Source organism: Rhizobacter sp. P3_C12, assembly GCF_056402735.1.
In genome coordinates, this window is record NZ_JBFUGW010000634.1 from 1 (window position 1) to 787 (window position 787).

A 787-nucleotide genomic window follows, 5' to 3' on the forward strand; every position below is an offset into this window, starting at 1 on the left:
GCGCCTGCACGACGCCGCGGCGCGCGGCCTGCTGCTGCGCGTGGCCGCGGCGCTCGGCGCGCAGCCGAAAGCCACGCCGCGCAAGCAGGGCGGCCTGCTGGAGCAGGCGCTCGCATTCGATGATGCCGAAGCGGCACTGCAGGCCGCGCGCACCGCCTTGCTGAACAGCAGCGGCCAGTTGCGCGCCCACCTGGCCGCGCCCGAGCTCGACGACGCGGTCGCGCTGCTCGACGCCATCCACCACGCGAGCCGCCAGCAGCTCGCGCACGACGAGCATCTGCGGATGGCGCGGCTGTCGCGCGTGCTGCTGGCGCAGTTCGCCGCGTTCAAGCGCCTGCGCGGGCTGGCCGACATGGCCGACCTCGAACGCTGCGCGCTGGCGCTGCTGCGCGATGCCGACCTGTCGGGCTGGGTGCAGGAGCGGCTCGATTCGCGCGTGCGCCACGTGCTGATCGACGAGTTCCAGGACACCAGCCCGCTGCAATGGCATGCGCTGCACAGCTGGCTCTCGGCCTATGCCGGCGCCGGCGGCGGCGCGAGCGGGCAGCGGCCGCCGTCGGTCTTCATCGTCGGCGACCCGAAGCAGAGCATCTACCGTTTCCGCCGCGCCGAGCCGAAGGTGTTCGCCGCGGCCAGCGATTTCGTCGCCGGCGGGCTGGGCGGCCACGTGCTCGCCTGCGACCACACGCGGCGCAACGCGCCCGAGGTGATCGCCGCGCTGAACCGCGTCTTCGAGGCGGCGCAGCGCGACGGCGAGTACGACGGCTTCCGCGCGCACAGCACCGAG

General features: G+C 74.2%; 1 protein-coding gene. It reads left to right on the plus strand.

Annotated elements, in window-relative coordinates; all coding sequences use genetic code 11:
- Window positions 1–787: UvrD-helicase domain-containing protein (locus AC1DXV_RS35090; protein WP_477938111.1), on the plus strand; the 787-nt coding region annotated here is incomplete at both ends.